Here is a 20,616-nt window from a genome sequence, read left to right as displayed (position 1 = left end):
GTACGCGGAATTCGCCGGCGCCCGTAGCCGGGGCGTGTGGCGCGCCGCAACGCGTCCGACGACTTTGCATCGGCCGCCCCTCCGCGATTGCGCGCATTCCCACCCGCGACCGGGCTGCTATGCTGAAAGCCACCGGGGGCTCAGAAGCAAGGAGCGCATATGGACGGTTCATATGACGGCAAGGTCATCAAGGATTCCTTCACGCTGTCCGAATTCGTCAACTGGCTGCGCAAATCAAGCCGTGACATCGCCTGCGTGCTGCTGTCCGAAGACGCCCACGGCAAAACGATCGCGCCGCTCGACGAAGTCCGTCGCACCGTCGGCACGCGCGCTGTCACCGTGTTGCTCTCCAACGCCGTACAGAACGACGCGCGCGACCACCTCGGCAGCGTCAACCCCTACCGCGGCGCCGCGCGCGTCTTCCCACCCGGCGACATGTGGTTCGACGATCCACGACTCGTCGGCTGCGTGCTGCCATCGCTGTCATCGACGCGCTTCCTCGAGCGCATCGAAGAACTGCTCGATCGCCGCCTGCCCACGCGACGCAAGCCGCCGACGAACATGATCGCGCACACGATCGCCGCCGCACGCCCCGCCACACCCGCCACACCCGCCAAAGACGAGCCGAACCTCTTCGACGTGCACGTCCGCGACCGTCACTACCGCGTCGACATCAAGCATGCGCGCGTATGCCGCAACGCAATCGTCTCGGAACGTCGCGAATACCCGTGCGTCCTCGTCTCGCTCGGCGTCGGCATGACGACCCCGTACCTCGACGTCAACGCATTGGTCGACAGCATCGGCAAAGCCGCCGTCATCTTCGAAATCGCCGATCGCGCCGCCGACAACTGGCTACGCGACAACCTTCCATACTGGGCGCGCGCCTACAACGGCGCCTGCCGTTTCCTCGCGCCAAGCAACATGGCCGGTCGAGACCATTCACGGGAGCTGCTGCGCATGTACTCGACGAATGACAGCGCCGACACCGTCGCAGAACTCACGAACCTCGTCCTCGACGTCGCTTACCCCGAAGGCTACAGCCTCGGCGGCGCCGACGATGACGACGCCCAGCCGCAACCACGCCATGAGACACAGCGGAACACGAAACTCGTGGAAGGCGTCGTCGCGATGATGCTCGACGGCATCGCCTACGTCTATGTCGACGATGAACGCAACCCACGCAAAGCGAGGCTCGAGGTGCCGACGGCGCTCGCGACGGCATCGCTGTTGTGTGAAGAGCAACCGGTGCGCGGACACGTCGACGCGGACGGTCAACTCGCCATCGAACCCGAATGGCGCACCGCCACAGATGCGTTGCGTGACTACGCCTCCGGCACAACCGTGGCCGGTCGCGTCACCTTTGTGTGCGAAGACATGTTCAAGATCATGCTGTACCCGGCGCTCTCCGGACGCGCGGGCGTCGAAGTGACCGTGCGCGGGCCGGAACTGTTCGCCGGAAGCGGCATCGACATGAACGCCGACCTGCGGCCGATGCTCACACGCGGGCAGACGATCGCAATGCGCGTCGAGGAACGCGACGGCGACGACTGGCTGCTATCGCTGCCGGACGCGCACGACACGGTGCTGTCGGCGCCGAGCCTGCTGCCTGGAGGCCCGGCGTGGCTGGAGACCTCCGCGGCGCTCGACTATCTGCCGCGGCTGCGCAGCCACAGCACGCTCGCCGACGTGCCGGTCGAACAGCTTCTCACGACGGTGGACACCGTCGAGGCGGCCCAAACGACGATCCGTCGGATGCACGCGCAGCTCGTCGAACTCAGCCAGGACAACCGGCAGCACAACGACGACATCGGCAGGCTTCGAGAAGAGAACGCCAAGCTCAAACGCGACAACCATGACTACGAGAAGGCGCTCGAGGACGCAAACCCGCTCGCCGTGTTCAGCGGGAGGTTCGCGTCGCTGCGCGAGGAGCTCGATTGGATGCTGCGCGCGCAATCGCTGCTGCAGTTCACGGTCGAGGAGCGTCGGCGCCGGCCGTTGGCGGAATGGTCGTACGGGGATGAGTTCTTCGACTCGCTCGAGAAATGCGAGAGCAAGGAGATGACGCGATGGCCGTTGATCCATACGATGCTGCTCGTGCTCGCCGGCAAGGAAACGGCCAACGGACTGCGGCCGCACCAGCTGCGCACCGGCAGGGGAGGGGACAACCCCGGGCGCAAGGACGAACAGGGCAACGCGATCTACCGCTGCAACGTGCATGGCCAGTACCGGCTGCATTTCACGCGCGACGGGGCCGGGCGCATCACCTTCATGTCGGTGAACGCCCACGACGAACTGCTGCTGTAGCGTCGGTGCGAAGCTGATTGGGGCCGGCGGTGGGTTTGAGGCGTGGGGGTTGAAGTTTGTGGGGCGTTAGAATGGGTTGCTAGGTGGTTCACGGGGTTGTTGGGACGCTGTTGAGGGCGTGGAGGATGCCAACTGAGGCTATCTGAGGCTAGCTGAGGTCATATCGGGAGGGGCGCGGGCTGTATCTGCGCTGAGGGGGAGCATCTTTGGGGAATATTGCAAGTATCGCCTTCAAAAACCGCCATTTCGCGGTGGTGATACTTGCGCTTCCGCCAGAAGATGCTCCCCCCCCTCAGCGCAGATATGGTTGCACGTGGCTTTCCTGTTATGTTCAGAGAGCCTGATTCGGTGTCTGCTGGCATGAAAACCCTTCGGATTGGCTGCAAGGACGTTGAATGATGGCAACAAGATGCCGCAGCTCGGCTTCGGAGTATTCCAGGTACCGGATCTCGCGGTGTGCGAGCAGGCGGTTTCGGATGCGCTCGCGACCGGCTACCGACTGATCGACACGGCGGCGGCCTATATGAACGAGGAGGCGGTCGGCGCGGCGATTGCGAAGAGCCCGGTTGCGTGCGAGGACATCTTCGTGACCTCGAAGCTGTGGGTCGACCACTTCAGCTACGAGAAGGCGAAGCAGGGCGTCGACGATTCGCTGCGCAAGCTCAGCCTCGACTACCTCGACCTGTATCTGCTGCACCAGCCGTACGGCGACGTCGCCGGTGCCTGGCGCGCGCTCGAAGAGGCGCAGCAGGCCGGCAAGATCCGCTCGATCGGCGTGTCCAACTTCGCGCCCGACCAGCTCATCAACCTCGAACTGATGAGCAACGTGAAGCCCGCCGTCAACCAGATCGAAGTCTCCCCATGGTATCAGGAGAAGGACGAGGTGCGCTTCGCCGAAGAGCAGGATGTGCAGGTCGAGGCGTGGGCGCCGTTCGCCGAAGGCAAGCATCATATCTTCACCGATCCGACGATCGCGGCGATCGGCGCGAAGTACGGCAAGACGAACGGTCAGGTGATTCTGCGCTGGCTGCTGCAGCGCGGCATCGTCGCGATTCCGGAGTCGGTGCACAAGGAGCGTATCGAGGAGAACTTCGACGTCTTCGACTTCGAACTCAGCGACGAGGACATGGCTACAATCGCCGGTCTCGATAGGCATGAGAGCCAGTTCTTCGACCACCGCGATCCGACGGCCATCGTGAGCATCTTCGGGCAAAGCCTGCGCGCACTGCGTTCGTGACGCGCAAGGGCGAACCGTTCAAGGACGCGCAGCTCACGCGCGAGACGGTAGCGAAGTTCGCCGCCGAACTGCTGACCGGCAAACAGGACTACCATCGTGAATGCCTCGGCATCGTGAGCCCGGCATCGAATGGGCGAAGCCGAGCTTCTACTGAGTCGCTGAGCGCGGCTCGCTGAGCGATGCTGAAATCAGCTGAAATCAACGGATATGGGTGAGCCCCGGGCCTCCTCGCATGAGGAAACCCGGGGCTCACCCATAATCGCCGGCGGCTGAAAGTCATCGATGTTTCATGTTCCATGTGAAACATCAGCACGATGACCGCCGCCGGTCGTTGGGCTGACGGCTCAGTCGATGAGGAACGAGCGCATGAACCACTGGAATTGCTCGAGCTTCTGCACGTGGTCCTGAATGATGTTGCTGCTCACGAAGTCGAGGTCGTCGAGTTCAGCGACGGCGGTGCGGTCGGCCTTGATGAACGAGTCGTAGTACTTGTCGAGCGCGCGCAGATAGTCGAGCGTGTTCTGGCGGCCTTCGAGTTCGAACTTGTCCCAGGTGCGGTAGCGCACGATGTCGTCGGCGCGGCCGGAGGGCGAACCGCCGAGCGCGGCGATGCGTTCCGCCGTCTCGTCGGCCATCGCGAGCACTTCGTCGACCTGCGGATCAAGCATCTCATGGACGGCGATGAAGTTCGGGCCGGCGACGTTCCAATGCGCATGCTTGAGCACGAGCGCAGCCTCCTGCTCCTGGCTCAGACGCTCCTGCAGAATGCCGATGGTCTTCTCCGAGGAGGCTTCGTCAAGTCCCGGAATGATGAATGACAGTGCCATGGTTGTTCCTTTCGGTATGTTGGCAGATGTTCTGCCTCGAGCTTACGTCCCATTGCCGTATGTTGGCTGAGCGTGAGCTGTTAGCCTAACTCTTATTCTCCTCATCCCCTTTGGATGCGCTGGCTTCATGATCGTACTGCTTGCGCACTTCGATCGTCTCGATCCTGCGGCCGTCGACTTTCGTTACGGTCATCGTGTAGCCGCCGTCCTCGGAGGTGTAGGTGTCGCCGACCTCGCCCATTTTGCCGGTGTGCGCGAGGAAATATCCCGCGACCGTCTCATACGGGCCGTCGCTCAGTTCGATGCCGGTGAGATCGGCGAAATCCTCGATCGTCATGCTGCCGTCCACGGTTGCGACGCCGTTGACGAACACCGTGCCGTTGCCGTTCGTCTTCGAGTGATCCTCCGGCAGGTCGTACTCGTCGCGGATGTCGCCGACGAGTTCCTCGGTCATGTCCTCGAGCGTGACGATGCCGTCGGTGCCGCCGTATTCATCAATGACGGTGGCCAGATGGATGCCGCGTTTGCGCAGCAGCGCCAAGCTTGGCAGCAGCTTCGACGTGCCGGGCAGCGCGATGCCTTCGCGCGTCACGTCGGCGACGGTCATGCCATCGGGATTCTGCACGTCGAGCAGATCGCGCACATGGACGAAGCCGAGGATATCGTCGAAATCCTTGCCGGAGACGGGGTAGCGGGAATACGGCATGTCGCGTACGAAGGCGGCGGCTTCGGCGAGTGGCATGTCCGCGTTGAGGAACGCGACGTCGGCGCGCGGGCGCATGACCTCGGCGACGATCTTCTCGGACGCGTCGAAGACGTCGTCTAGGATCGTGCGTTCATCGGTTGTCAGGTTCGAGTTCGAGCTGACGAGAACGCGCAGCTCCTCATCGGAGACCTCCGATTCGGTTTCATTCGGGTCGAAGCCGAGCAGACGGACGATGCCGTTCGTGTTCTTGCCGATGAGCCAGATGATCGGCTTGCAGACCTTCGCGAACGCGGAGATCGCGGGCACGACGGCGCGGGCGATCTGCTCGTTGCGCTGCATCGCGATGCGCTTCGGCACCATTTCGGAGATCACGATCGAGCAGTAGGAGATGATAAGCGTGAGCGCGATCGTCGTGAGCGGTGCGGCCACATTGCCGGGCACACCCCAGCTCTCCACGACCGGCACGATGAACGGGGAGATCGACGATTCGCCGAAGGAGGCGGACAGGAAGCCGGAAAGCGTTACGCCGATCTGCACGGTCGAAAGGAACGTATTCGGGTCGCGCGCGATCTTTGCGACGCGGGCGCCACGCGCGTCCTCCTGTTCCATCTGGTCGATCTGCGAGCCGCGCAGCGAGACGAGCGCGAGCTCAGTGCCGGCGAAGACGGCGCCGAGCAGCAGGAAGACGAAGATGAGCAGAATGTTCAAACCTAAAGACATGTCTCAAGCGTATGTCATCGGCAGGGCAATCGGCCGGCAAAAGGATATCTTCGATTTTGGGGTGCGTCATCCATGAAACTCCTTCTCCAACTGCCGCTAAACCCACCATATGCGAACAGAAGCGATAAGAATGGCACGTTTAGGGGCATCGTCTCCGGGATGACCCACCCCAAAATCGCAGATACAGCCGATTGGCGGCTAATCTCGGCGCTCAGAAGCTGAGCACTTCCACCAGGCCGGAATCCAAGCGGTAGCGGGCGCCCACGATCATCAGCCGCTCATGGGCGAGCGCATCGCGGATGATCTCCGAATGCGTCACCAGATGTTCGATCGTGCGTGCGATGTTGACCTGCTCATAGTCCTCGTTCGAGTCGAGGCCGGCCATCCGCGCCTGCCAGACGGACAGGCCCACATTTTTGAGGAATTGCGAATCGGACGAGAGGATGACCTCATCGAGGTCCTCCATCAGCTGTTCGCGCACGGCCGGCGATTCGTGCTCGTCCTCCTTTGACAGCTTCTTCACCAGTGCGTCGAGTTCCTTGACGCCCTGCTCGACGGCGGCGCAATGCTGATGGCCGAGCACGACGAGCAGGCTCACATGCATCGAGCCGACCGCGTATTCGAGTGACTGCAGCACGGCGTCGTCGATGATCTGCCCGGCCGTGCGCACCGTGAACATGTCGCCCAGACCGGCGTCGAAGATGATCTCCGGCGGCACGCGCGAATCCGAGCAGCTGAGCACGGCCGCGTCCGGATTCTGCGCGTCGATGAGCGATTCGCGCGTCTGCTTGTCCTGCCACGGATGCGTGGCGTTGCCTTCCGCGAAGCGCCGGTTGCCGGCGAGCATGCGGCTCCATGTGCTGTTCGCGGTCGTCTCTTCGGTGTGCTCGGTCATCGTGTCTCCTCTGGTCGTCGCGGTTCGTGCGTTACGGTAAATCATAGGGTCTTTGTCATCAGCGGATTGTTCACCGTGCGCAATCGGCGCCTGCGCGTTGCCGTCTGTGCGCGCTTCAAGACCATGTGCTGCGGTGCGGTGAACGTACTTGCCTGCCACCGGGGGGAAGCGGCGTGTGATGCCTTCATTCCGTATGGCAGGCGGTCGTTGGTCGCTGAAACGGTGTTGCGGGGCCGGTGCGACCGGACTCGCGGGGTCTCCTTCGGCGATCGGCATGCTCGTGCGCGCCGTGTCTCTGAGCGGCTGTGGTTTTGCACCGGCGAGGTAATGATTTTCCGACACGCCTAAATTTGTTTAGTAAAGTCGGTAAATGGTAGAGTACGTGACATGACCGGTGCAGCGCAGTACCGATCGCGACAACCGCAGAGCACGGCGTCGGGCATGACATCAGGAATGACGCCATGGTTCACGCCAGACATAACGTCGATATCGCAATGGAGAGAACGACATGACGAGTACATCCAGCGAGACGGCACCGCAGCCGCCGGTAATGTCATCAACGTCCATCAAGGAGCATGCCATGCAGAGCGCAATCGGAACCGGTCCGCAGGAGCAGTCGCAGCGCCGGCGCGCGCGGCGTCAGAAGATCTGCTTCGCCTTCGGCAACCTCGGCCAGTCCGCGTTCTACAACGCGATGAGCACCTTCTTCATGACCTACGTCACGACCGCGCTGTTCGTGCGCGTGGACAAGGACGTCGCGGCCCGCATGATCGCGCTGATCACGTCGTTGGTCGTCGTCATCCGCATCGCGGAGATCTTCCTCGACCCGATCATCGGCAACATCGTCGACAACACGCGCACGAAGTGGGGCCGTTTCCGTGTATGGCAGTTCATCGGCGGCATCGTGCCGTCCGTGCTGCTCGTCGTCATCTTCAGTGGTCTGTTCGGACTCGTCAACGTGAACACCACATGGTTCATCACGCTGTTCATCATCACCTTCGTCGCGCTCGACATCTTCTATTCGGCGCGTGACATCTCCTATTGGGGCATGATCCCGGCGCTGTCCAGCGACTCGCATGAGCGCGCGGTGTACACGTCGCTCGGCTCGCTGACCGGCTCGATTGGCTACAACGGCGTCACCGTCATCGTCATTCCGATCGTCAGCTACTTCACCTACCGTTTCACCGGCGAGTACGCGCAGGGGCAGTCCGGATGGACGGCCTTCGCCGTCATCATCGCCGTGCTCGGGCTGCTCACCGCCTGGTCCGTCGCGTTCGGCACCCGCGAAAGCTCGAGCAACCTGCGTACGAAGGAGGAGCATTGCGGTCCGCTGGACGCGTTCAAGGCCATCGGGCGCAACGACCAGCTGCTGTGGACCGCGCTGAGCTACCTGCTGTACGCCGTCGCCAACGTCGCCACGACCGGCGTGCTGTTCTACCAGTTCACCTATGTGCTCGGCACCCCCGAGCGCTTCGCGATCGCCGGCGTCATCCCGGTCGTCACCGGTCTCGTCACGACGCCGCTGTACCCGGTCCTGAACCGGCGCATTCCCCGCCGCTGGCTGTATGCCGCCGGCATGGCGCTGATGATCGCCGCGTATGCGATGTTCATCATGGCGCCACGTAACCTTGCGGTCGTGCTCGTCGCGCTGTGCCTGTTCTATCTGCCGCAGCAGACCATCCAGATGACCGCGATCCTGACAATGACCGATTCCATCGAATATGGCCAGCTCAAGACCGGCCGCCGCAACGAGGCGGTCACGTTGAGCGTGCGTCCGATGCTCGATAAGATCGCGGGCGCCTGCTCCAACGGCATCGTCGGCTTCGTGGCCGTCGCCGCCGGCATGGTCGGCACCGTGTCCGCCTCGGATATGACCTCCTCGAACATTCATACCTTCACGACCTGGGCGTACATCATCCCGTCCGCCGGCATCGTGCTCAGCCTGCTCGTCTTCCTGCTCACCGTCCGCATCGACGAGAAGAAGCATGAGGAGATCGTCGAGCAGCTCGAGGCCGAACTCGCCGAGAGCAGCGACGTCAACGCCTGACATCCGATATCCGATACCGATCAGAAAGGAACAATCATGACCGCATGCGAAAGCCCGATCGCCACCAAGCCGCGCCGCGTCCATCGTTGGCCGCAGCCACTGCCCGGCAACGATGCGCGGATCTGGTACGGCGCCGACTACAACCCCGACCAGTGGGCGGAGGAATACTGGGACGAGGATGTGCGTCTGATGACGCAGGCCGGCGTCAACATCGTCTCGCTGGCGATCTTCTCGTGGGCCAACATCGAGCCCGAGGACGGCGTCTTCACCTTCGACTGGCTCGATCGCATCATCGCGAAGCTCTATGCGGCCGGCATCGCCGTCGATTTGGCATCGGGCACGGCCTCGCCGCCGATGTGGCTGACCGCCAAGCATCCCGAAGTGCTGCCTCGCGACGAGCGCGGCGACGTCGTCTGGCCCGGCGCCCGCCAGCACTGGCGTCCGACGAGCCCGGTGTTCCGCGAGTATGCGCTGCGTCTGTGCCGGCGGATGGCCGACCATTACCGCGACAACCCCGCCATCGTCTCCTGGCATGTGAGCAACGAGTACGGCTGCCATAACCGCTTCGACTATTCGGACGACGCGATGCGCGCATTCCAGGATTGGTGCCGCGCGAAGTACGGCACGATCGACGCCGTCAACGAGGCATGGGGCGCGAACTTCTGGTCGCAGCGCCTCAACGGGTTCGACGAGATCCTGCCGCCGCGCTACATCGGCGAAGGCAACTTCACGAATCCGGGACGTCTGCTCGACTACAAGCGCTTCAGCTCGGACGCGCTCAAGGAGTTCTTCTGCGCCGAGCGCGACGTATTGGCTTCGATCACGCCGAACATCCCGATCACGACGAACTTCATGGTCAACTCGTCGGAGAGCACGATGGACTATGACGATTGGGGCCGCGAAGTCGATTTCGTCTCGAACGACCATTACTTCACGCCGGGCTCATGGCATCTTGACGAGATGGCGTATTCGTCGTCGCATGTGGACGGCATCGCGCGCAAGGAACCGTGGTTCCTGATGGAGCAGTCCACGTCCGCCGTCAACTGGCGCGGGCTCAATCCGCGCAAGGAACCGGGCGCGCTCGTGCGTGATTCGCTGCTCCATCTGGCGATGGGCGCGGACGCGATCTGTTACTTCCAGTGGCGGCAATCGCGCGCCGGGGCCGAGAAGTTCCATTCGGCGATGCTGCCGGTCGCAGGCGAGGATTCGCAGATCTACCGCGATGTATGCGAGCTGGGCTCCTATCTGCACGATCTGGCGGACGTCACCGGATCGAAGGTGACCGATTCGCCGGTCGCCATCGTCTACGACGTCGAATCGGTATGGGCCGCCGAGCACACGACGGTGCCGAACCAGGCGGTGCAGGGGTGGACCGAGCCGCTGGACTGGTTCGGCGCGTTCGTGGAATACGGCATCCGCGCCGACGTGACGCCGGTGCATGGCGATTGGGATACGCATGACGTCGTCGTCATCCCGTGCGTCTATCTGTTCGGCGATGAAACCGCCTCGCGTCTGCGCGACTTCGTGGCGCGGGGCGGCAAGGCGATCGTGACCTATTACAGTGCGATCGCCGACGAGCATGATCGTCTGCTACTGGGAGGATGGCCCGGACTCATCGGCGATGTAGCCGGCGTGCGCGTCGAGGAGCACTGCCCGTTGGGCGATCGGTTCGCCGGTGCACTTGACCATCTGGATGTCAGCAATGGCGCCGTCGTGCATGACCTCGCCGATGTCATCACGTCGGTCGCCCCCGACACGCAGGTGCTTGCGACCTTCGAGGCCGATGCCGTGACCGGCATGGACGGGCGCCCCGCCATCACCGTCCATCCGTATGGCGACGGCATGACGGGCTATGTGGGCGGACGGTTCGGCAAGGACGGCATCGCGGCGAGCCTGCCGCAGCTATTCGCCGCGATGGACTTGTTCCCGGATGCCGCTGCGGCGGACGGCGACGTGCTGCGTGTGACCCGCGCGCAGGCGGACGGCAGGGCATACGAATTCGTGTTCAACCGTCGGCGTGAGTCGGTCACCGTTGATGTGCCGCGCGGCGAGGCGGCGGTCATGTACCGTGCGGAATCGAACGGCGCCACGGCGGTGCTGCGACCCAACGGCGCGATCGTGATCCGCCGCTGATCGGCGCGCGGACGCCGGCATGGTGACCGTGGGCGGGTGCGATGTCACGGCTCGCACACACCCACGGTCACCATGCCCCGCGCGCCATGAGGCGCTATGATTGGTAAAGTAGTTTACTAATCAGGGATGCTGAGCGGAGTGAGGTGACGATGGCGACGCGTAAGGAGATCGCCGCATTGGCGGGAGTGTCGCAGGCCACGGTGTCCCGTGTGCTGAACGGGGATGCTTCGTTCAAGATCAAGCCGGAGACCCGACGGCGCATCATGCGGGCGGCGGCCCAACTGGGGTTCGCCAATGTGCCGATGCGCACCATCGCCGTGCTTGACGTGCATCCACAGGTGGAAGGACTCGAAGACGAGTATTTCCAAGCGCTGCGCAAGGAGGTGGAGCAGGTGGTGCGCGATCAGGGGATGACGCTCACCTACTTCGAGGATGCGGCGCAGCTCGTCGCCGGAGCCGATGATTATGACGGATTCCTCGCAATCGGTCCGGGACTGATCGAGCCCGAGGATCTGGAGCGGTTGCATGAATCGTTGCCGTACGGGGTGTTCATGGACACGAATCCGGCTCCGGCCTGGTTCGATTCGGTCCAGCCTGATCTGAGCCAATGCATGCTGGACGCGTTGGACGCCTTCATCGATGCGGGGCGCAGACGCATCGGGTTCATCGGCGGCCGCGGGTTGATCATGGGGCTGCACAACCATAAGGAGGACATCCGCTCGATGGCGTTCGTCGATTGGAGCGAGCGACTGGGGCTCGACAATCGCGATCTCGTCTACGCCCATGGGCCCGTCACCGTGGACAACGGACGGGCATTGGCCGAACGTATGCTGGAGGAACATCCCGAAGGCGACCGGCCGGACGCCATCATCGTGGCGACCGACCCGATGGCCGTCGGCGTGCTGCAGGCCTTCGCGAGCGCAGGGGTGAAGGTGCCGGATGACATCGCCGTCATCAGCGTGAACAATCTGCCGATCGCGCAGTATACGGCGCCTCCGCTGACCACCTTCGACATCGACCAGCACGAGCTGGTGCATGCGGGGCTGGAGACGCTCAAGGACGCGATCGCGCGCAATCGCACCTGCCGCCATCATCTGCTGATTTCGGCCGCATTGGTGCCCCGGGAGAGCTTCACCCCCGCATTTGGGTGACGGAGGGCGGACTCCGTCGGCCGCCGTGGGGTCATGCGTTAAGGTACATCATGGAAGTTTTGAATACAGCGCGCGTTCCGGTGCGCGCAATTGCAGGAGGTGGCGATGGCCGACCGCAAGAGTGCGAAACGCCCATCGATGTTTGAGGTTGCGAAACTTGCGGGTGTGAGCCATCAGACCGTTTCGCGGGTCATCAACGATTCCCCGAACGTTGCGCCGGCCACGCGTGAGAAGGTCGAACGTGCGATTGCCGCATTGGGGTACCGGCCCAGCAACTCCGCGCGTTCGCTGGCGTCGAACCGTACGCGCACGATCGGCATGATCGCCGGCGGCCAGCGGTTTTACGGCCCGGTGAGCGCGTTGGCGTCGATTGAGGCGACCGCCCGTGAGCACGGCATGTTCGTCTCGGTGGCGATGGTGCATGAGGCGGAGTGCGCGCAAGCGGAGTTCGATGACCTGTGCGGCATGTTCATGGAGCAGGGCGTCGACGCGTTCATCTTCCTGACGCCCACCGACGAGATGTTCAAGGTAGCGTGCCAGTCGCAGGTGAGCCAGCCGTGCGTGGTCATCGCCTCGTCACACGGCGACGTGAGCGTGAGTGAGGGTCTGCGCATGTTCAATGCGCGCCAACGCAGACATGTCTCGCTGGTAGGCATAGACCAGTGGGGCGGCATGGCGTCGGTGATGCGGCTCATACGCAAGCACGGGCATCGCAACGTGTTGTTCTTCGCGGGGCCTGAGCAGTGGCGTGACGCCAGCACGCGCCTGATGGCGTGGAACAAGCTGTGTGCGGAGAACACAGTGAACTCGGTGACGGTGCAGTGCGGCGACTGGGAATCCGCCGACGCCTACCGGCGCATGAACCACATCCTCGACAATATCGGCTCGAACGGCGGTCGTCTGCCCACCTGCGCGGTGTGCTCGAACGATGTGATGGCGATCGGCGTGATCCGTGCGTTGCTTGAGCATGGCGTGCGCGTGCCCGACGACATGAGCGTGACCGGCTTCGACGACATGCCCGGCATGAGCAACCTGTACCCGCCGCTGACCACAGTGCGGCAGGATTTCGACGACCTGGGCGTCATGGCGATGAAGGAGGCGTTGTTCCTCATGGGTGAGGGGGACGAACCGGGCTACCCGAACTCACAGCATGGCGTGGGGCTGACGTCGGCCGATCTGATTGTGCGGCAGTCCGTGCGTGCGGCGCGGCGCAGGTGAGGGATGATATGCGCATCATCGTAGGCGGGTCATGCACCACTGTACGCGACCGCCCATATGGGAGAGAATCGCGAATCAGTTTGCCGGGCATTGCTCGTTTTCGAACACTTGGCGTTATTTGGATGAATCTGGTCTGAGGCGTCGGATTTCATGCTCCGGCCGGGCGTCGCATCGGCGCCTTATCGTTTGTCGATATTGCATAGACGTCCCGCCGGAGCGTCGCTGGAACCAACCGTCCAAGCAATATGGGCGGTGACGATGAACATTGCCATGCCGGTTACCGGATAGCCGCCTAGGCGTTCTGCGGGATTAATGGGACGAAGCTGTCCGGCTTCAACAGGACGCCGTCAATGGGGAATCGGAACACGAGCGCGATAGCGATCAGGCCGTCCGCGATATGGCCATGAAGGAGGCGCGGCCCCTCATGGGTGAGAAGGACGAGCCAGATTGCCCAAACTTCACGGCAGGGCGTGGGCCTTATGTCGCTCGGCTTGATCGTGCCGGTCGGTGCGCGGTCCCACATCGCTGATGCGGGAAGGACGTTCAAATTACGGGCAACCTCGCAAGAACTTCTTTCGGTTTTTGCAATGTCTTGTTTTTCAATGGTTGTTAACGCGAACTTTTCTCTGAGTGCGCGGTGTGTCGAGGTTTTGTTCGCGCTAACATTCTTCATGTCAGCACATCTGAACCGAGGACTCACAAGGCGCGTAGAGGAGGCGAGTGACGTCGGTCGCAACTGTTCAAGTTGAGCGAAGGGGCGAACATGGACAATACAATTCCCGCTGCGCGGGAAACCAAGCGCGAAGGGTCGATGAAATACGTCGTCATCCTTGCGTTGAGCGCCGGTATGGCAGGTCTGCTGTACGGGTATGATACGGTCAGCATCTCCGGCGCCATTGAATTCCTTTCCGCCCATTACGGTCTTTCCGCCGCGATGCAGGGGCTCGTGATCTCATCGATCATGATCGGTGGTGTGGCCGGCGTCGGAGTCTCGGGATTCCTCGCGGACAAGATAGGCCGCCGCAAGGTGTTGCTCATCGGCGCCGCCTTTTTCTTTGTCTCGGCATTGGCATCTGCGTTCACTTACGATCCGACGTCGCTCATCGTCACACGCATCGTCGGCGGCGTCGGCATTGGCCTGGCTTCCGCGCTCGCAATCACCTATATCACTGAATGCGCGCCTACGAAGTACCGTGGCACGTTGAGTTCCGCCTATCAGCTGCTCACGATCCTCGGCCTTTTCCTGACCAATCTCATCGATTTCTTCATCGCGAATGCGGGCACGCATCTGTGGGGTGAGAATGTGGGCTGGCGTTGGATGCTCGGCATCGGCGCGATCCCTGCTGCCATCTTCTTCATCGCCCTGTTCCTGTCCCCTGAGAGTCCGCGCTTCCTGCTTCAGCAAGGCAAGACGAAGGAGGGCTTCGAGATTCTCGAGCGCATTGGAGGCACCGATGACGCGAAGGCGCAGGTCTCTTCGATCGAGAAGTCGCTCGAAGAGGAGAAGGGCTCCACATTCCGCGATCTGTTCCGTAAGCCGCTGCTTTATGCACTGCTTGTCGGCATCTTCCTTGCGATCTTCAACCAAGCGGTCGGTCAGAACACAATCTCCTATTATGGGCCGACGATGTTTGCATCGATCGGTTTCGAGAACAATGGGGAATTCATCGTATCGACCGTCGTCGGCGCCGTCGAGCTGCTGTTCGCGTTCGTCGGTATGGCGCTCATTGACAGGCTCGGGCGCAAACCGCTCATGCAGTCGGGTGCGTTCCTGATGGGCGTGTTCGCAGTGCTTATGGCGCTCACCTACGGCATGCACTGGGATGGCATCTGGATGCTCGTGTTCGCTTGCGGGTTCATCGCTGCCTTTGCCTATTCGATGGGGCCGATGACATGGGTGATGATTCCAGAACTGTTCCCGACCTATCTGCGTGGCCGCGCCGCTGGGATCTGCACCGTGTTCCTGTGGGGCATTAACTTCTGCATTGGCCAGTTCACGCCGATGATGTTCGCTCACTGGGGGTGGCGGCGGCATGTTCGCATTCTTCGCGGCGCTCGATTTCATCTGTTTCCTCGGCGTAACCTTCCTCGTTCCCGAGACGAAGGGCAAGAGCCTCGAGGAGATCGAGGACTACTGGAAGCTCAAGGCGGCCGGCAGGGCCAAGTGAGCGCACGGATCGAATCGTAAAGGAGCAAGCATCATGCAGCATATGACGGATAGCAAGGACGCAATCGCCGAGAAGATCCGCGATGGACGCACATCGCTCGGCATCGAGTTCGGATCGACGCGCATCAAGGCGGTGCTCATAGACGATGAGCGCAACGTCATCGAGACCGGCGACTACGGATGGCAGTCGCATATGGTCGACGGTCTGTGGACGTATGACGTCGACAAGATCTGGCGCGGGCTGCAGAGCGTCTACGCCGACGTCGCCGACCGCGTCGAGGCGGACTATGGGCTCAAGCTCACGCGCATCGGCCAGATCGGTTTCTCCGCGATGATGCATGGCTATCTTGCGTTCGACAAGGACGGTAAGCTGCTCGTGCCGTTCCGCACATGGCAGAACACGAACACGAGCGAGGCACATGACCGCCTTTCACAGCTGTTCCAGTACAACATCCCCGAGCGCTGGTCGATCGCGCACCTGTACCAGGCGGTCCTCGACGGCGAGCCCCATGTGTCGTCGGTGTGCTACTTCACGACGCTCGCTGGCTACGTGCATTGGAAGCTTACGGGGCGCAAGGTCCTCGGCGTCGGCGACGCCTCCGGCATGTTCCCGATCGATCCGGAGACGAAGACCTACGAACGCGCGTTCATTGAATGGTTCGACGCGCTCCCCGAAGTCGCCGCACAGCCGTGGAAGCTTGAGGACCTGTTGCCCGAACCTCTTGTCGCGGGTGCACCCGCTGGCGTGCTCACGGCCGAAGGCGCCGCATTGCTCGACCCCTCGGGCGCCCTGCAGCCGGGCGTCGTGCTCGCGCCGCCGGAGGGCGACGCCGGAACGGGTATGGTCGCGACGAATGCGGTGCGCCGTCGCACCGGCAACGTCTCCGCAGGCACGTCGATCTTTGCGACCGTCGTACTCGAACACAAGCTGTCGGCGCTGCGGCCCGAAGTCGACCTCGTGACAACGCCCGCGGGCGATCTCGCCGGTATGAGCCATGCGAACAACTTCACGTCCGATCTCAACGCATGGATCAGCCTGTTCCGTGAGTTCGCGCAGATCAACTGCTGCTCGATCGATGGGGCTGATCTGTATGGTGAACTGTTCCGTTGCGCAATTAGCGACGACGCCGATCCAGACGCCGGAGGGATGCTCGCTTACCCGTTCCGCACCGGCGAGTTCCTTGCTGGACTCGCCGAGGGGCGTCCGCTGTTCGTCCGCGAGCCGGAGGCGCGCTTCAACCTTGCGAACTTTATGCGTGCACAGCTCTTCGGCGCGTTCTCGCCCGTCACGATCGGCATGAACGTCATGACGCAGGACGAGGGCGTGCAGATCGATTCGCTCGTTGGCCACGGCGGTATCTTCGCGACGCCGGTCGTCGCGCAGCGCATCCTCGCGGCCGCGTTCAATACGCCTATCCGCGTCATGACGACCGCATCTGAAGGGGGCGCGTGGGGCATGGCCGTGCTCGCTGACTATTTGCAGCATGCCGGAATGCCGCTCGCCGATTACCTTGACGATATCGTATTCGCCGACGCGCAGTCGGAGACCGAGGAGCCGGATCCGGTCGATGTCGACGGATTCCGCAGGTTCTTCGCGCGGTTCGTCGAGGCGCTTCCGGTTGAACGGGATGCGGTCGACCATATGCCGATAGGCGCGCGGTAATCGTCTCGGCCTTTTCCCCAAAAACGGCACCACCAGATAGCACATCCAGCAATCGAACATCGAAAGGAACAATTATGGCAACGCTTGCGGATTACGGTCCCGAAGTACGAGCGGAAGTCAAGCAGGTACGCGAAGTGGTCGCGGCCCTGCACGAACAGCTCATCAAGTGGAACCTCGTCGTGTGGACGGCGGGCAACGTCTCACAACGGCTGCGCACGGCCGACCTCATGGTCATCAAACCGTCGGGACTGCGGTACGAATACCTGACGCCAAGCTCGATGGTCGTGTGCGACCTCGATGGCAACGTCGTCGACGGTGCGGAATCGCCGTCGTCGGATACCGCGTCGCACGCGTACATCTACCGGCATATGCCGGACGTGTACGGCGTCGTGCACACGCACTCGACGTACGCGACCGCCTGGGCGGCGACGGGGCAGAACATCCCATGCGGCTTGACGATGATGGGCGATGAATTCGGCGGCGATGTGCCGGTCGGTCCGTTCCGTCTTATCGGATCCGAGGCGATCGGCGAAGGCGTCGTCGAAACGCTCAGGAAGTACCCGAAGTCGCCTGCGGTGCTCATGCAGAATCACGGGCCGTTCACCATCGGCAAGGATGCAGAGGCGGCCGTCAAGGCAGCCGCGATGACCGAGGAAGTCGCACATACGATGTGGGCGGCCCGGCAGATCGGCGACATCATCCCGATCGCGCAGGCGGACATCGACAAGCTCAATGACCGGTACCAGAACGTGTACGGACAGCACTGAGCGAACCGTTCCCTGTGGATATCCGTTCCCCGAGGATATCCACAGCGCAATCCACAACCATGCACAGTGCGCTGCGGAAATCCCCAATCAATCCACAACAACAACCAACCAACCCAACACCACAGTGAAGTGAGAAAACACCATGGCAATGGAGAACCCATTCGAAGGCAAGGAAATCTGGTTCGGCGTCGGCTCGCAGGACCTGTACGGCGAGGAAGCGCTGCGTCAGGTCGCGCAGCAGTCGACCGAAATCGTCGACGCGCTCAACGCGAGCGGCCGCATCCCCGTCAAGCTCGTGCTCAAGCCAACGCTGAAATCATCGGACGGTGTGCGCCGCTTCATGGTCGACGCCTCCGCTGACGACAACTGCATCGGCGTCATCACATGGATGCACACGTTCTCGCCGGCGAAGATGTGGATCCGCGGTCTCGAAGCGCTCAAGAAGCCGCTCCTGCAGCTCAATACGCAGCACCATTTCGAGATCCCGTGGAACACGATCGACATGGACTTCATGAACCTCAACCAGGCCGCGCACGGCGACCGTGAATACGGGTACATCGTCACGCGCCTCGGCATCCCGCGCAAGATCGTCGTCGGCCACTACACCGACCCAGCGGTCGCCGACAAGATCGGCGTGTGGGCGCGCGCATGCGCCGGGTGGCAGGCATCGAACACGATGAACGTGATGCGTTGGGGCGACAACATGCGCAATGTGGCCGTGACGGAAGGCGACAAGACCGAGGCCGAGCGCGTGTTCGGCGCCTCGATCAACACCTGGGCCGTTAACGAGCTTGTCGCCGCCTATGAGGCGGTCAAGGAGGATCAGGTCAAGGACCTCATCGAGGACTACAAGGCGAAGTACGAGATCGCGCCCGAGCTGCTGGACAAGGACTATGATTCGCTGTTCATCGCCGCGCGCGAGGAGTGCGCGATGGTGAACATGATGCGCGCCAACAACTGCACGGCCGGCGTCGACAACTTCGAAGACCTCGGGGCGCTGCCACAGCTGCCGGGCGTCGGCCCGCAGCGCTTCCCGTCCGAATACGGCTGGGGCTTCTCGGCCGAAGGCGACTGGAAGACGGCGGTGCTCGTGCGCATCGGCGCGGTGATGGGCTACGGCCTCGACGGCGGCGCCTCGCTCATGGAGGACTACTCCTACAACTTCACGCCCGGCAACGAGATGATCATGGGATCGCACATGCTCGAAGTCTCGCCGTCGGTCGGCACGATCGCCAAGCCTCGTCTGGAGATCCACCCGCTCGGCATCGGCGGCAAGGCCGACCCCGTGCGCCTCGTGTTCACCGTGGCGCCGAAGCAGGATGCGGTCGTCGTGTCGCTTGCCGACGTTCGTACTCGATTCCGCATGCTGATGAACGTCGTCGACGTCGTCAAACCGCTCGGTTCGCTCGACAAGCTGCCGTGCGCGCGTGCGCTGTGGAAGCCCGAGCCGAGCCTCGAGGTCTCCGCCGAATGCTGGCTGCGCGCGGGCGGCTCGCACCACACGTGCATGACGACCTCGGTCGGACGTGAGGCGTGGGAGGACTTCGCGCGCATCGCAGGCGTCGAACTCGCGACGATCGACGCGGAGACGACGCCCCGCGCATTCGCGCGCGAACTCGAGATCGAGGACATGTACCACGAACTCGCGAACCGCCACTGACCAATCATCAGTGGTATCGATAATCAAATAACTGAACTCCTTTCTTCTCCTTCCTTCCCCTCGGCGGTGCGCCGACGTCCACAACGGGCGTCGGCGCACCGCCTTTTCCCGTACACGGGAGCTTCGTATGCGGTGCTAGCATCGGCAGATAGAGAAACGACAAAACGAACCACCGACGGACCATCCACAGAAAGGCGCGCCATGGGCACCCACAGCGAACAGCATCCAGACATCCCCCTCATCACACTGCACGACGGTACGCGGATTCCGCAGATCGGTCTCGGTGTGCTGCGCATCGACGACGAAGGTGTCGTACCCGTCGTCGAATCGGCGTTGGAAGTCGGCTACCGTCACATCGACGGCGCCGCCGGCTACAACAATGAGGAGGGCGTCGGGCGCGCGCTCGCCGCGACCGGATACAACACGGGCGAGCAACGCGCGTCGTTGTGGATGACGACGAAACTACGCGATTCCGAACAGGGATACGATTCCGCGATGCGCGCGTTCGACCATTCTCTCGACCTGCTGCGGCTCGACTACGTGGACATGTATATGATCCATTGGCCGACACCGTTCGACTGGCGTAGCGGCGAGACGTGGAAGGCGTTCCGCGCACTGCGTGACGAAGGACGTGTGCGCACGCTCGGCGTCTGCAATTTCATGCCCGAGCACCTCGACCGGCTGTTCGACGAAACGGGGGAGTACCCGACCGTCAACCAGATCGAACTGCACCCCACATGGCAGCAACGTGACGTCGTCGCGTACTGCCGCACCCACGGTATCGCGGTGGAGGCGTATTCGCCGATGGCGCGCGGCGCCGACCTTGCGAACGGCGTCGTCGAGCGCATCGCCGCCGCGCACGGCGTGACGCCCGCACAGGTCATTCTGCGCTGGCATATCGAAAATGGGACGATCATCATTCCGAAATCGGTGCACGCCGAACGCCAGCGCGAGAACCTCGATCTGTTTGGTTTCGCCCTGACGTCGCAGGAGCATGCGCAGATCGACGCGCTCGACGGCCCGACGCGCGCCGGCCATGATCCGATGACCTTCACGTATGCGTGACCGGATGCCAACGCATGAAGCCGGATCGGTGAGGGTACGACGTATGTCGGTGGCGG

General features: G+C 62.7%; 16 protein-coding genes. 12 read left to right on the top strand and 4 right to left on the bottom strand.

What is annotated here, in order from left to right:
• Positions 1-159 precede the first annotated feature (159 nt).
• The 3 genes from G606_RS0104175 to G606_RS0104165 all read left to right on the top strand — a co-directional run bounded on the left by G606_RS0104175 (position 160) and on the right by G606_RS0104165 (position 3,717).
• Positions 160-2,304 (top strand): hypothetical protein, encoded by a 2,145-nt coding sequence (locus tag G606_RS0104175; RefSeq protein ID WP_026644899.1) that lies wholly within the window; start codon positions 160-162, stop codon positions 2,302-2,304.
• A gap of 409 nt (positions 2,305-2,713) precedes the next feature.
• The gene (locus G606_RS0104170) at positions 2,714-3,541 is read left to right on the top strand and encodes an aldo/keto reductase (RefSeq protein ID WP_034523689.1); all 828 of its coding nucleotides are present in this window, start codon (positions 2,714-2,716) and stop codon (positions 3,539-3,541) included.
• A complete protein-coding gene (locus tag G606_RS0104165; protein WP_026644897.1) occupies positions 3,538-3,717 on the top strand; it encodes a hypothetical protein in 180 nt (59 codons plus the stop codon). The genes G606_RS0104170 and G606_RS0104165 overlap by 4 nt, the downstream gene beginning before the upstream one ends.
• A 168-nt stretch (positions 3,718-3,885) precedes the next feature.
• Here G606_RS0104165 and G606_RS0104160 read toward each other — a convergent pair whose 3' ends face one another.
• The 3 genes from G606_RS0104160 to G606_RS0104150 form a co-directional block, all read right to left on the bottom strand.
• On the bottom strand, positions 3,886-4,368 hold the full coding sequence (locus tag G606_RS0104160) for a Dps family protein (protein ID WP_026644896.1): 483 nt from the start codon (positions 4,366-4,368) through the stop codon (positions 3,886-3,888).
• Between the two features lie 85 nt (positions 4,369-4,453).
• Positions 4,454-5,794 (bottom strand): hemolysin family protein, encoded by a 1,341-nt coding sequence (locus G606_RS0104155; protein ID WP_026644895.1) that lies wholly within the window; start codon positions 5,792-5,794, stop codon positions 4,454-4,456.
• Between the two features lie 211 nt (positions 5,795-6,005).
• Entirely contained in the window at positions 6,006-6,689 is a 684-nt protein-coding gene (locus tag G606_RS0104150; RefSeq protein ID WP_026644894.1) for a carbonic anhydrase, read from the bottom strand.
• Between the two features lie 580 nt (positions 6,690-7,269).
• On the opposite strand from G606_RS0104150, the gene G606_RS0104145 reads away from it, so the two are divergent.
• The 4 genes from G606_RS0104145 (at position 7,270) to G606_RS0104130 (ending at position 13,238) form a co-directional block, all read left to right on the top strand.
• Complete coding sequence (locus G606_RS0104145) at positions 7,270-8,736, top strand: glycoside-pentoside-hexuronide (GPH):cation symporter (RefSeq protein WP_051198507.1); 1,467 nt, start codon at positions 7,270-7,272, stop codon at positions 8,734-8,736.
• A 36-nt stretch (positions 8,737-8,772) separates the two neighbouring features.
• Positions 8,773-10,869: a beta-galactosidase gene (locus G606_RS0104140; RefSeq protein WP_051198505.1), complete on the top strand. Its 2,097-nt coding sequence runs from the start codon at positions 8,773-8,775 to the stop codon at positions 10,867-10,869.
• A 149-nt stretch (positions 10,870-11,018) separates the two neighbouring features.
• Entirely contained in the window at positions 11,019-12,020 is a 1,002-nt protein-coding gene (locus G606_RS0104135) for a LacI family DNA-binding transcriptional regulator (RefSeq protein WP_026644891.1), read from the top strand.
• 105 nt (positions 12,021-12,125) lie between these two features.
• Entirely contained in the window at positions 12,126-13,238 is a 1,113-nt protein-coding gene (locus tag G606_RS0104130) for a LacI family DNA-binding transcriptional regulator (RefSeq protein ID WP_026644890.1), read from the top strand.
• 292 nt (positions 13,239-13,530) lie between these two features.
• Here the strand turns inward: G606_RS0104130 and G606_RS11165 are convergent, their stop codons facing one another.
• Positions 13,531-13,911: a hypothetical protein gene (locus G606_RS11165; RefSeq protein ID WP_133120908.1), complete on the bottom strand. Its 381-nt coding sequence runs from the start codon at positions 13,909-13,911 to the stop codon at positions 13,531-13,533.
• A 90-nt stretch (positions 13,912-14,001) separates the two neighbouring features.
• Between G606_RS11165 and G606_RS09865 the strand changes: the two genes are divergently transcribed.
• From G606_RS09865 to G606_RS0104100, 5 genes are all read left to right on the top strand, one after another.
• Positions 14,002-15,426 carry a sugar porter family MFS transporter gene (locus G606_RS09865; protein WP_269208410.1) on the top strand — a complete coding sequence of 475 codons (1,425 nt, stop codon included), beginning with the start codon at positions 14,002-14,004 and terminating at the stop codon, positions 15,424-15,426.
• A 22-nt stretch (positions 15,427-15,448) separates the two neighbouring features.
• Positions 15,449-17,068 carry a xylulokinase gene (locus tag G606_RS0104115; RefSeq protein WP_026644888.1) on the top strand — a complete coding sequence of 540 codons (1,620 nt, stop codon included), beginning with the start codon at positions 15,449-15,451 and terminating at the stop codon, positions 17,066-17,068.
• Positions 17,069-17,142: 74 nt separating this feature from the next.
• Positions 17,143-17,835 (top strand): L-ribulose-5-phosphate 4-epimerase, encoded by a 693-nt coding sequence (locus tag G606_RS0104110; RefSeq protein ID WP_026644887.1) that lies wholly within the window; start codon positions 17,143-17,145, stop codon positions 17,833-17,835.
• Positions 17,836-17,977: 142 nt separating this feature from the next.
• Positions 17,978-19,495: an L-arabinose isomerase gene (araA, locus tag G606_RS0104105; RefSeq protein WP_026644886.1), complete on the top strand. Its 1,518-nt coding sequence runs from the start codon at positions 17,978-17,980 to the stop codon at positions 19,493-19,495.
• Between the two features lie 201 nt (positions 19,496-19,696).
• Complete coding sequence (locus G606_RS0104100) at positions 19,697-20,560, top strand: aldo/keto reductase (RefSeq protein ID WP_026644885.1); 864 nt, start codon at positions 19,697-19,699, stop codon at positions 20,558-20,560.
• Positions 20,561-20,616 lie beyond the last annotated feature (56 nt).

It is taken from the genome of Bifidobacterium sp. AGR2158 (genome assembly GCF_000424225.1).
Taxonomy (GTDB): Bacteria; Actinomycetota; Actinomycetes; order Actinomycetales; family Bifidobacteriaceae; genus Bifidobacterium; species Bifidobacterium anseris.
This window is presented reverse-complemented; position numbering and strand designations above follow the sequence as displayed.

Bases quoted from the DNA above. Each gene is read 5' to 3' on its own strand.
- G606_RS0104175 (WP_026644899.1), top strand. From the start codon at position 160: ATGGACGGTTCATATGACGGCAAGGTCATCAAGGATTCCTTCACGCTG.
- G606_RS0104170 (WP_034523689.1), top strand. From the start codon at position 2,714: ATGCCGCAGCTCGGCTTCGGAGTATTCCAGGTACCGGATCTCGCGGTG.
- G606_RS0104160 (WP_026644896.1), bottom strand. From the start codon at position 4,368: ATGGCACTGTCATTCATCATTCCGGGACTTGACGAAGCCTCCTCGGAG.
- G606_RS0104155 (WP_026644895.1), bottom strand. From the start codon at position 5,794: ATGTCTTTAGGTTTGAACATTCTGCTCATCTTCGTCTTCCTGCTGCTC.
- G606_RS0104150 (WP_026644894.1), bottom strand. From the start codon at position 6,689: ATGACCGAGCACACCGAAGAGACGACCGCGAACAGCACATGGAGCCGC.
- G606_RS0104145 (WP_051198507.1), top strand. From the start codon at position 7,270: ATGCAGAGCGCAATCGGAACCGGTCCGCAGGAGCAGTCGCAGCGCCGG.
- G606_RS0104140 (WP_051198505.1), top strand. From the start codon at position 8,773: ATGACCGCATGCGAAAGCCCGATCGCCACCAAGCCGCGCCGCGTCCAT.
- G606_RS0104135 (WP_026644891.1), top strand. From the start codon at position 11,019: ATGGCGACGCGTAAGGAGATCGCCGCATTGGCGGGAGTGTCGCAGGCC.
- G606_RS0104130 (WP_026644890.1), top strand. From the start codon at position 12,126: ATGGCCGACCGCAAGAGTGCGAAACGCCCATCGATGTTTGAGGTTGCG.
- G606_RS11165 (WP_133120908.1), bottom strand. From the start codon at position 13,911: ATGAAGAATGTTAGCGCGAACAAAACCTCGACACACCGCGCACTCAGA.
- G606_RS09865 (WP_269208410.1), top strand. From the start codon at position 14,002: ATGGACAATACAATTCCCGCTGCGCGGGAAACCAAGCGCGAAGGGTCG.
- G606_RS0104115 (WP_026644888.1), top strand. From the start codon at position 15,449: ATGACGGATAGCAAGGACGCAATCGCCGAGAAGATCCGCGATGGACGC.
- G606_RS0104110 (WP_026644887.1), top strand. From the start codon at position 17,143: ATGGCAACGCTTGCGGATTACGGTCCCGAAGTACGAGCGGAAGTCAAG.
- araA (WP_026644886.1), top strand. From the start codon at position 17,978: ATGGCAATGGAGAACCCATTCGAAGGCAAGGAAATCTGGTTCGGCGTC.
- G606_RS0104100 (WP_026644885.1), top strand. From the start codon at position 19,697: ATGGGCACCCACAGCGAACAGCATCCAGACATCCCCCTCATCACACTG.